This window comes from Chitinophaga silvisoli (genome assembly GCF_003412465.1).
GTDB lineage: Bacteria > Bacteroidota > Bacteroidia > Chitinophagales > Chitinophagaceae > Chitinophaga > Chitinophaga silvisoli.
The window spans coordinates 1-11502 of the sequence record NZ_QTJV01000034.1 but is presented as its reverse complement, the minus strand read 5'-3'; the positions used below and the strand labels follow the sequence as shown (position 1 = coordinate 11502).

The window sequence follows — 11502 nt, the reverse complement described above, 5'->3', positions numbered from 1 at the left end:
CTGCAATAAATATTAGTATAGGAAAAATTATTTAAACCTCTAATCCTAGCTGGATCAAAATATAGGTAAGCTTACAGAGGAGAGGGGATTGATTGCCAATTTAAAGAAAAAGTCAAAGTATATTCAATTGGCATCATGGCATCACTCTATGTAAACAGGTTTCGTTAACTAATAGAAACCAGACAGGGAGATGGATTACAAAGTTGGATAGATGAAGTATCTGGTACCAAATTAAAAGAGCTTAAAAGCTTTGAAAAGGGCTTATTATCGGACATCACTGCCGTAACAAACGCGGTCTCACTTCCATGGAGCAATGGACAGGTTGAAGGTCAAATTAATAAATTGAAGACAATAAAGCGTCAGATGTACGGACGTGCCGGGTTCAACTTATTACGAATGCGATTAGTGCTGTAAATTAAATAACCACCAAAAGTGACGAAGAACTATCATCAACATAATCTACAGCTAAGGGTTATTCAGCATAGCAAAGACACATCTAACGTGTCGAAAACATGCAGGTATTTGGGGATTTCTAGAGAAACTTATTATGTATGGTTAAAGAATTACCAAACAGGTGGCGAAAAGGCGTTAATTAATAGTAAGCCTTGCCCACAGAATCCGAAATTGCGCGTTCCAGCTGCCATTGAGGAGAAAATTATTTATTTGACGACAAACTATTACCTTGGCCAGGTAAGGATATCTTGGTATTAAAAGCGTTATCATGATATAACAGTTTCCCCAGCTGGAGTATATTCTGTTTTGAAGAGAAATGGGCTAAAAAAGCTGCCTCAAAATCAACGCAAGAGATCAATGGAGCAGTTTAAGCGTTATGAAAAGCAGGAATGGGAAAATTTCTATAACTATCATAGACCCAACAGCGCATTAAACGGAAAAACGCCATATGAAATCCTAAGAAAAAAGCTAATTATAAAGGCTAGTACATAGAACCACCACTCAAACTGGTAGGGAAAACTTCTGTTATTTATTATTCAGTAAATAAGATACTTTCATCTTAAAAACCGCTAAAAAAATATATTTGCAATGTGTCAGCCAAAGTCTTAATTTTCACAAATAAAAACGGTGTCTCATTTTATTTTAGAGACACCGTTATGCTTAAAGAATAAATTTTAGTAAAATCATTTCTTAGTAACCAACATTCTGAACTAAATTATGATCTGCAATCAACTCTGATTGTGCTATTGGCCAATATGCCCAATTTGCACTCCATGTTCCTCCTTTTTCAGCAGTTACCGATGTCATTACCTCATTGATCTTACCCATACGTTTCAAATCCAGCCATCTATGCCCCCATTCTGTAAACAATTCGACTTGACGTTCATGCAAAATTGCTTCAATCAAACTCTCTTTTGTTAAACCATTCAAATTGACTAAACCTGCTCGTTTTCGAATTATATTTAAATCTGACTCTCCTTCGGTTAAACGATTCAATTGAACTCTAGCCTCCGCTCTAATCAGGTATTGCTCGGCCAAGCGAAGTACGGTCTCATACTCTATATTTTGCCCAGGTGAGGTTAGTACTCCTGACTTATATTTATTTGCATAGTAGAATACATTGGCGCTATCATCCATGACAGTATCAGTCCAATGACTTTTCCTTTGATCTCCATCTTCAAAACTTTCCACAACATGATGACTTAGATAAACTGGATACCCTGAACTATTAGGGCCGCCTGTAGGTAGAATAAATAAATTGCCTTCTCCCGTATTTCCTTGCGTATTATTTATATTCTGTAATTGCCAAATACTTTCCTTACTACTTATTAAGAATACCTCATCAAGTGAATCCAATTGAAATAAAGACGATTGATTAATTACTTCAGTAGCTAACTGTTCCGCTAACGAATAATCTTTGTGATATAAATATATTCTTGAAAGTAAAGCTTTTGCAGCCCATCTACTTGGTCTAACACGTTGGGAAGAAGATACGTTTACCTTTCCTGACCTGAAATCGTCACTTAGTAAGTCTTCTGCATCTGATAAATCAGCAACCATTTGTGAATATATTTTGTCAACATCTTCCCTCCCTAATATTGAATTTACAAGTGGATCAGAACTAATAGCTAATGGAACATCGCCATATAAATTAACAAGATAAAAATAAAAAAAAGCTCTCATAAACTTAGCCTCACCCAATAATTGCTGTTGAACGGATTTGGTTAAAAGTTGATTTGAATTTAATTGCTCGATAGCTAAATTAGCAGATAGAATCATGGAATAACTTATATTCCATACACCTGCATCTATGCTATTAGCATTAAGTGCATTAGTATAGAATATATTATAGTTTGGTTGAGATCGATCAAATAAATTCAATTCATCTGCTAACAGCCCTCCAAAAAAATATAGCGTTGAAACTGAATTAACATTTGGCGATTGATTATATGAACTAAGTACTGTATATATGTACGTTATTGCCGCCGTAGCAGTTAAGTCATTATTAAACACGTTATCCTTATTTATACTTGTATATGGAGGATCAACCTGCACAAGATTAGAACAACTAGCAAATGAAATAAGGATAAATATATACGTCAATAAACGTATTTTAAGAAGAAATTTCAAATGTTTAATATTCGAAATAATATATTTAATCATATAATCATTTAATTTATTAATGAAGATTGGCACTTTGCATAATATTTATTTTATAGAGCCTACTTAAATTAGTAAGTTTATAACCCAAGCTGAACACCGAATATAATAGTTTTAAGAGGAGGTAAAACACCAGCGTAACCAGTTTCAGGGTCAGCTCCTACAAAATTTGTTATTGTAATCAAATTTTGAGCATTTACGTATAATTTTGCATACTGAATTTTTCCCTTACTACACCATGTCTGCGGTATTCCCCAAGAAAGCGAAATATTTTTAAGGCGCATATATGTACAATTCATATAATTGCCATCACTAAAAAGAGCGTTAAAATATTGACTAGCCTCACTTCCAGCAAGGCTAGAAGTTACTCTTTGTATATCTTCAACATTTCCTGGACTTCTCCATCTGTTGAGTATTGTAGTAGGTTGATTTTTCATCATTCCTGGTAAGTAGTTTCCAATTCTTAAGCTCGTGACCCACTGTTTATTAATCTGAAACAAGAAATCAAATTCGAAACTTTTATAGGTAAATGTATTCGAAAATCCAGCAGTATAGCTTGGAGCGGTATTTATCACCCTAGTCACATCAGTTTTATAATCCGGCGATTTCGTTACATTACCTTTATAATCATAAAACTGGTAAAGACCTGATTGAGGATCAACACCTGCAAATGCATATACCCGCCTACTTGTGATAGATTGACCAACAAAGTAAGTCAGATAATATGGTGAGTTTTCAATATCAGGAAATGATACTAGCTTATTCTTAGGAAAATAAAAATTGATATTAAATTTCCAATTAGAACTTTTACCCTTGATTGGTTGAAAATTTCCTGACAACTCCCATCCTGTATTCTGAATTGTCGCAGGAAAGTTTCTAGTATAACTTCCAAATCCTGTCAAAGCTGGCAATGTATAGTTTACTAATTGATTAGAGGAGCGGTGTAGATAATACGTAGAATTCAATAAAATTCTGTTATCCACAAAACCTAAATCTAGACTAACCTGCATTTTCCTTGTAGATTCCCATTGCAGATAAGGGTTAGGAACCCCTCCATTAGCAAGTCCGCTAATACCCTGATAGGCAACTGGAGTTGAAAAGGAATTATATAGATTTAAATAAAGATAATCTCCTATCTGATCATTCCCAGTAGTTCCATAACTCGCCTGTAATTTTCCAAAACTAACTGCCCTTGATAGTCTGGAAAAAAAATATTCTTCTGAAAAAATCCAACTAGCTCCAATGCTTGAAAAATTATGAAACCTATTATTTGACCCGAATCTTGACGTTCCGTCCCTTCGAGCAGCTAAACTCACTATATAACGATCTTTAAATCTATAATTTAGTCGCCCAAATATTGCATTATATTTATAATCATTTGAAACTGTGCTCAGCGCTTGAACAGTTGAGGCAGAGCGTATATCTTCAAGCAATTGGTCCGCAGTATAACCAGTTCCACTAAAGGCCTGCTGAAAATTTTTATTATTTTGAATTGTGCTACCCAACAATGCCTCTATTCTATTATTTCCATTGGTAAAGTCATATGATAGTTGAGGTTCAATTATAAAAGACCTCATACTTCCATTCGAATAACTAGCTTTGTTAGGAGTATTTCTTGCCAGTGACTCTGGACTATAGGCTGTAAATGGAGTACCGAGAAACTCATTAATTTGTATGTTATTATATCCAAAACTACTCTTTACTTTTAGCCCCCTAGCAAGGTTATATGTGACCAATAAATTACTTATTAAATTACTTGTAGTATTTTTACCTTTCTGTCTGGTTGCAGCTAATGGATTAGCCCAAGATGACCGCCCCTGGCTATTAGGAGCCCAATTTAATGAACCATCTTCATTGTATAGTGAGGGAGCAACAGGTGGAAGTTCAAAAGCTACGTTAGAAAAATTGTCGGCAGTTGGTAGGTTTTTATCAAACATATATGAGCCCGATAATTGAATATTAATTTTTTTATTTTGAGATGTATTATTAATAGTGAAGTGAACACTGCCTTTTGTGTCACTCAAACTTGCTAAGGATACAGTTGTTTGTTTATTGTAACCGGCTCCAATTAAAAATTGTGTATTTTCTGTTCCTCCAGATGTCGTAACCTGAAGATTTGAAAAGTTTGCAGTACCACCTAATAAAGTTTTTTGCCAATCTGTTGAACGAGTTGTATCCCACGTACCATTTATATCATAATCAGTAGGCAAGACCTCCTGATTTGCATTCACCTTAGCTTCGTGCCTCATCGCTAAATATTGTTCCCTATTCAAAAGATCAGCAAACCTAGTCACTTTAGATAGTCCCTGTTGAAAATTAACATTAAACTTCGTGGGACCAGATTTACCTTTCTTCGTAGTTATCAAAATAGCTCCCGCAGCAGCTCGGGACCCATAAATAGATGTAGCATCAGCATCTTTAAGTACGCTTATACTTTCTATGTCTGCTGGATTAATAAAGCTAAGAGGATTTCCTTGTTTGGCAAATTCTTTATCTGGATCACCTGAAACTCCTAAAGTAGGATTAACAGTATTCATTAATTGGGAGGTATATGGAACACCATCAACTACATATAACGGATCTGAACCCTTTGTTAAACTATTTAATCCTCTAATCTGAACACTAATACCTCCATTTGCTACTCCAGATGATTGCTGTATTACAATCCCTGGAATTTCACCTTGTAACGCTAATAGTACATTTGTAATAGGTTTTCTTTCAATTTCCTTTGCTGAAATAGTACTAATTGATCCTGTACCATATCTTTTAGAAGTAACTGAATATGCCTCAACGACTGCCCCATCTAAAATACTAACCGATTCCTTCAAAATAAAAGATTGCCATCCCTTGGGTTTTCCAATTTTAAACTGTTGACTTGTAAAACCAATACTTGATATTGTTATATAAGATTGAGAAGGCACGTTTTTTAAAATAAAGGTACCATCTTCATTGGTATAGGCACCTATCTTTGAATTATTCACAACAATGGAAACACCTGGTAATGGCTTTCCATTTTCATCTTTAACAATTCCAGACAAAGTAACTAAAGAATCGGCAGGGTCGGTATACCATTGATTATCTATATCTGATTTTACCATACTCTGTTCTCGAGGTTTCAAAACTATAATTCCGCTATTGTAATACCACACAAACTTGGTATGTTTCAAAATCTCATCTAAAGCACTTTTCAATGAATAATTAGATGAATACAAATTTATTTTTCTATTATCATCAAACTGATCATTATTATAAGTAAATATAATTCCAGTTCTCTTCTCTATTATATTAAAAATATCTTTTACCGAAGCGTTATGCACATTTAATTCAATCACTCTATCCATAACATTGTTTTTGGCTTGCGCCTTTAAACTTAGACAGGCAATAATCATTATGGGGCAAATTTTTGAAACGCGAAAAGACCCCCAATTATACTTTAAAAAATTAACCATAATTAAATGTTTTTAAAAAGCGAGCTGAAGTGGTTGAAAATTAATAGGTATATTGAAAACTCATCTTGATATATGTAAATAACCGAACTTTAAATAATATAACACTGGTGAGATGGGATTAACACACTATTGACACAAAATGAGTTTAAATTAACATTGGATTAACTATTTCAAAAAGAATAGGGAAAAGCAACAGATTATAAGTAGAATCTAATTTATACTGAATTTTATTTGCAGCAAATTCCTTCACTGCTCAAAGATAACATTGATATGCTTAGATGCAAGTCTCCCCAATCATTTTTTATAAACCACTGTGTATGTCTCAGTCGAGGCTAAAAAAGGGAATTGTTTGAGTTCATCGAAATATGGTATAACAGCAACAGAGACATTTCGTTTTGGATTATATGACTCAGGAGAATATGATAATTTTATTTTAATCAAGCAGTATTACTTGTTTAGTTTTGTTGCAAATCCATATGTACTTCGCCAGCAACAACCTTATGGGTGTCTTCGTTTGTTAAACCAGGTGAGGCTGAAGGCTTCGCCATTCCCTTCCTCCTTCCTCTTCCGGCAGGGTTTCAAACAATGGTGGAAGAGAATAGATTCTTATATAAAACTTCTGGTTGCCTATCAATGTATGAGGGTTTGTGGTTTAGAAATAAGACCACTCTTTTGAGTTCGCATATAGGCAACAACATGAAATAATAAGCGACATTGCAGCTTTGATAGCAATGTCTGCTTTGAAAAGATTGTTTTATAGGAATAATAAAGGCCGGCTCTTAAGAACCAGCCCTTATAGATCGTTTTTATTGTTTTTATCTCAAGGGGGTGTTTTTCAATATAGAAGACACCCTCATTTTTATTATTAACTAAAATGTGATTTTATAAAGTTGCTGCCTCAACTTTTATTGCTTTATAGGTAACATTACCTATTGGCTGAGTGCAGAATAAGGTTTTTCCTAAATTATTAGCGTCATACCTAGTAGTTAATATAGCTTTGTAAGTTCTAGATAATCCCGCAGGTGTACCTACAGTAGTATAGCAAAGAAATTCACCAGAAAATCTATGCTGGGCTTTAAATGCTAATGCACCGCCAACAACGCTTAATAAACCAATAGCACTGAGAATAATATTTGCTTTTTTCATAGTATTAAATGCTTTTTAAAAAAAAGCTAAATTTGTGTTATTAATATCTGCTTGAATGAAGGAAGTTAACTAAACAGCAGACGATAGTTTTGCTAACTTTTATCGCGATAAAATCTTTAATTTGTTTTAATTGATTTTCCAAGGTATGGATATTATAATGAATACTTTAAATCCTACCATATTTTTAAACACTACCTTATAGGAATAGTCATAATATCTCGAATGAACTACCATATCGAATACTATTTAAAAATAAGATATCTTGCGATATCACAATTCACTTTATTTCATAATGATATAATTCTGTGAATTTATAATGATTCATCATCAACTGACTATTTAATCCGCTAAATACTGCAAAAAAACAAATGTTACAAAAGTAAAAAGCAATTGTTTATTTCTATGTTTTACATTGTAAATATATCCAATTATGTTTGGGTGCTATTTAGTACTTAGATTTTAAAACTTATTTGATGGAGAATTTTTCCATTAAAATCATTCTTGTCCGGGCAAACCATGTATAAAATAATCTGCATTGCTTGATCAGCAAATATTTATAGGCTGTAAATTTATTAACTTAAAATCATGAGAGCTCCACCTTGATTTGATTACGGGGAAAATCGCAGTGAAATATCATGTATTTTATCCATACTTTATGCATATCTTTTATAAAATTAAGTAGTTGTACATATCTCATCAGATGTAGTCTGTCAACGTAATAATATTGGCAAATGACTTTTTAGTAGCTGACTTTTTTCGAATTACAGCCATCAGTAATGCAGAGATTAGCACACTATACACCTAGATTTTGATCATATTGTCACTTTCTTCCAAAAAGTATTGTAGCGGAAAGTTTTGCTTGATTATTTAAAAAGCAACTCTATCATCCAACGATTCTTATAAATAGTGGCCATTCTAGATTCTGATAGGCTAAAATCATTCTTGAAGTAAATGTATCATTTTGGATTTGTTAAAAAATAGACACCTAGTTAAGCTGCTTGTTTAAAAATAGAATTACCAAATTCGTCAGGTGTCATATAACCCAGCTGGGAGTGTATTCTCCTTCGATTATACCAGATTTCTATAAATTCAAATATTTCTATTCTGGAAATCTCAAAGGAATTATAAATAGTATTAAACCCTGTTTCAGACTTAAGGATCTTGAAGAAGTTTTCACTTACTGGTCGAGTAGATAAAGGGGATTCTCAACCCTAAATCTCTCACAGAACCGTACGTGAACCTCTCAGCTCATACGACTCTTGTTATTCAGTTACCCAATTATAGTATTTCCAATGTGCAAATAGATTAGGATTGTGCAAATACAGATTCTTTAACCATTTCCCAGCTCGTGTGATTCTTCTTTATAACGGTTTAAACTTCCTAATCACCCTCTTTGTTAGCCTATCATTGATATAGCGATAAAGTTATATTAATGAAGACTTTTCAAACCGTCCATAATAGTTAATCCAACCTTGAATAATTGGATTTATATCACGAGCGCACTCTTCGATACTATTACTGTAGCACCTCGAGATTACAGGATGCTCCTTGATTGTTCTTCGCATTAAGGTTAATTTCTTTTGCGATACAGCTGGAGAAAAACTTACGATCATTGCATCAATTTAATGATGCAAAAGAAGTAAATCCAGACATACCACTCTGGTTCTCCTGTAAAGGTAGACATGGAATAAATGGTTTGTCAGGCATCGTACTTAATCAAATGGCACTTGATCCATTAGCTAAGGGTATCATTTATTTGTTTTTTAATGGTCGTCTCACCCAGGTGAAAATGTTACAATTTGATGGTGATGGTCAGGCGCTATATTACAAAAGATTAGCCAGGGGTATCTTTGGCAAACCTGTTTATGATCGTGGTTGCCAGGCCATGATGATTGAGCGCAAGGATGTGATGCTAATCCTGGAAGGAATCGAGATTAAGTATAGAAAGCGTTATGAAAGAAAGTTATGAAAATCAGCAGATCCGTCAAACCAATAATGATGTTTTTGCCTTAATATCGCCAATACCATGACACAAGCAGTGCGTCCCGAATGACTCACTTCCATAACAGATGCATTAAAAAATTCTCCCACGCTAACGGAGACCAATGGGGAGTTGTCGGAATCTCTGACCAGAGAGGGAATAACGCCTGGTAAGATTATATATGACCTGAATAACCAGCTGGAAGCAAAGAATGCTGTATGCGATAAACTAAACCGTTACCTGAATCAGGCACATGAGATTATGCTTGACAGAGAACATCAGATTAGTGAATTGCAAAGCAGGATTGAAGCGCTGAAAAGTGAAAATGCGATCTTAAAAGAGCAGGTTGCTCAGGGAGAGAAAAAGAGCTGGCAGTTACAGGAATTATGTGAGATGCTACAGGGTAAACGGAGCGAAAAATTTATACCTAAACGTGAAAAAGTAGATACGGCCATACAACAAACGTTAGGACATGATTTTGATCTGACCGAACTGGAAGAGATTATAAAAGTAGCCTCCACAAAAAGCGGTGTTCAACAGGTGGATGATCAGATCCGGAAAGAAACCGCAAAAAGAAAAAACATCTCGCTCATAAAGGTAGAAGAATACAACCATCTTGCATATAAGTAGTGACAGAAACAATTGATGTCGAAGAAGACAAGACTGGCCTAATTCCCATGGGCAAAAAAGTGACGACCTATTACGAATACAAGCCAAGTAAAATTATTAAAATACAACAGGAGCGACTTCTATATCGTACCGAAGATAAAAAGTTTGTCTGCCAAACAGTAGCCCCTCGTCTGGTAGAAAGGAACAGTAGGAAATAACCTGCTGGCACACTTACACAGCCGCCGGTTTGGATATAGGGATCCATATACACGTCAGTTACGGTATATAAAAAGCACTACTGGCATTAGCTTCGCAGCATCAACTGTAAATGGTTGGGAAGAGGTGGCCTTTAAGAAACTGCTAAGGCCGTGTATGCCTCCGGCAATTGAAATTTGAAAATAAATAAGTTCTCTAATTTACATGATCAATAACAGATCACAATGAGAACTAAAAAATCACAAGTCAATAAGGAGGAGTACATGTTTTCCCTCATCGCTGAGCAAGCCGCCAGTGGTCAATCTATTAAATCCTTTTGTGCCAGACATGGAATTCCTTCCGGCAACTGGTTTTACTGGCAGAAAAGATACCAGCAAAGAAACGTAGAATCTCATAATGATAATGGAAGTTTTACTTTGCTTCAAGTAACGCCGGATGTAGTCACTCCTGTAGAATCAGGCATCTTTGCTGAATACAAAGGATTAAAAATTTATCGTCCGGTGCCGGCCTCTTTTCTAAAGGAATTAATCGGGTAGTTATGTTACAGATTCATCCAGGAACAAGATATCTGCTATATTCTAAATGGGCAGACGTAAGAAAAAGTTTTGATGGATTGAGTGGCCTTATCACTAATGAACTCAAAATGCCGATAGAGTCTGGTGATGTTTTTATCTTCCTGAATCGCAGACAAACTCACATCAAGCTCCTGCAATGGGAAGGAGATGGCTTTGGCATGTATTACAAGCGATTGGAAGAGGGGACATTTGATTTGCCTTCCGGATTTATGGAAGGTACCCATAGCGAGATATCCAGTAAACAACTTTCTCTGGTATTGCAGGGAGTCTCATTGAAAAAGGCATTCTATCGAAAGCGGTATACTGCGCCTGAGGATTAATTAGATGTTCTGACAATAATTGTTGGCTGGCATTCACCAGGATGTTAGCTTTTTTGTTTTAAGGAACGAACCGGTCCTGTGAAATCAAATATTCATTACGATTTATCCACTTCTCTGGTGTATAAAAAATGATGCGGTGGACTTGCATCAAAGCATATCAATACTATCTTTGAGTAATGTCAGAATCTGCTGCAAATATCAATTACAAGGAGCTGTATGAAGCATCAATAATGATGGTTCAGCAGTTAAATAAAAGCCTTGAGCAGCAACAGAAGAGCAATCAAAGCCTGCAGGAACAGGTAACCCAACTTCAATACCAGCTACAGCAATTAACGAAATTGCTGAAGGGCTTTAAATCTGAGCGTTTTTTACCTTCTGCTGTATCCAAATTTACAGCCGGAGTTAGGGTTTAATGCGGAGATAGCACCTCCTGCAACAGATCTTTCTGAGGTGAAGAAGATCAGCTATACCAAAACTAAGAAAACTAATCCCGATATACCAGTATCAGATAATGGGACCAGATTACCTGATCACCTGAGGCGGGAAACAACAATACTGGAACCCACAGAAGATATTAGTGATTGTGTAAAGAT

General features: G+C 35.1%; 11 protein-coding genes and 1 pseudogene. 7 read left to right on the top strand and 5 right to left on the bottom strand.

Annotation, left to right across the window (positions count from 1 at the left end; genetic code table 11):
* The first annotated feature begins 171 nt into the window (after window positions 1–171).
* Window positions 172–414, top strand: coding sequence for a transposase (locus DXN04_RS35315; protein WP_199415204.1), 243 nt, complete (start codon window positions 172–174; stop codon window positions 412–414).
* A gap of 18 nt (window positions 415–432) precedes the next feature.
* Entirely contained in the window at window positions 433–711 is a 279-nt protein-coding gene (locus DXN04_RS35990; protein WP_199415202.1) for a helix-turn-helix domain-containing protein, read from the top strand.
* Window positions 712–1143: 432 nt separating this feature from the next.
* Here DXN04_RS35990 and DXN04_RS33860 read toward each other — a convergent pair whose 3' ends face one another.
* The 5 genes and pseudogenes from DXN04_RS33860 to DXN04_RS35980 all read right to left on the bottom strand — a co-directional run bounded on the left by DXN04_RS33860 (window position 1144) and on the right by DXN04_RS35980 (window position 8773).
* Window positions 1144–2616, bottom strand: a complete 1473-nt coding sequence (locus DXN04_RS33860) for a RagB/SusD family nutrient uptake outer membrane protein (protein WP_116857853.1) — start codon at window positions 2614–2616, stop codon at window positions 1144–1146.
* Window positions 2617–2693: 77 nt separating this feature from the next.
* Window positions 2694–6062, bottom strand: coding sequence for a SusC/RagA family TonB-linked outer membrane protein (locus DXN04_RS33855; protein WP_116857852.1), 3369 nt, complete (start codon window positions 6060–6062; stop codon window positions 2694–2696).
* Window positions 6063–6944: 882 nt separating this feature from the next.
* A complete protein-coding gene (locus tag DXN04_RS33850; protein WP_116857851.1) occupies window positions 6945–7208 on the bottom strand; it encodes a hypothetical protein in 264 nt (87 codons plus the stop codon).
* Between the two features lie 989 nt (window positions 7209–8197).
* Window positions 8198–8383: pseudogene (locus tag DXN04_RS35985) on the bottom strand (IS3 family transposase); the annotation flags it as partial.
* A gap of 249 nt (window positions 8384–8632) precedes the next feature.
* A complete protein-coding gene (locus tag DXN04_RS35980; protein WP_394337856.1) occupies window positions 8633–8773 on the bottom strand; it encodes a group II intron maturase-specific domain-containing protein in 141 nt (46 codons plus the stop codon).
* 47 nt (window positions 8774–8820) lie between these two features.
* Here DXN04_RS35980 and tnpB (DXN04_RS33835) point away from each other — a divergent pair, with 47 nt between their 5' ends.
* The 5 genes from tnpB (DXN04_RS33835) (at window position 8821) to DXN04_RS33805 (ending at window position 11322) form a co-directional block, all read left to right on the top strand.
* Complete coding sequence (gene tnpB / locus DXN04_RS33835) at window positions 8821–9177, top strand: IS66 family insertion sequence element accessory protein TnpB (protein WP_116857849.1); 357 nt, start codon at window positions 8821–8823, stop codon at window positions 9175–9177.
* A gap of 144 nt (window positions 9178–9321) precedes the next feature.
* The gene (locus tag DXN04_RS33830) at window positions 9322–9819 is read left to right on the top strand and encodes a DUF4349 domain-containing protein (protein ID WP_116857848.1); all 498 of its coding nucleotides are present in this window, start codon (window positions 9322–9324) and stop codon (window positions 9817–9819) included.
* 419 nt (window positions 9820–10238) lie between these two features.
* Window positions 10239–10550, top strand: coding sequence for an IS66 family insertion sequence element accessory protein TnpA (gene tnpA, locus DXN04_RS33815; protein ID WP_116857846.1), 312 nt, complete (start codon window positions 10239–10241; stop codon window positions 10548–10550).
* A gap of 2 nt (window positions 10551–10552) precedes the next feature.
* Window positions 10553–10909, top strand: coding sequence for an IS66 family insertion sequence element accessory protein TnpB (gene tnpB / locus DXN04_RS33810; RefSeq protein ID WP_116857845.1), 357 nt, complete (start codon window positions 10553–10555; stop codon window positions 10907–10909).
* A gap of 176 nt (window positions 10910–11085) precedes the next feature.
* Window positions 11086–11322 carry a hypothetical protein gene (locus tag DXN04_RS33805; RefSeq protein ID WP_116857844.1) on the top strand — a complete coding sequence of 79 codons (237 nt, stop codon included), beginning with the start codon at window positions 11086–11088 and terminating at the stop codon, window positions 11320–11322.
* Window positions 11323–11502 lie beyond the last annotated feature (180 nt).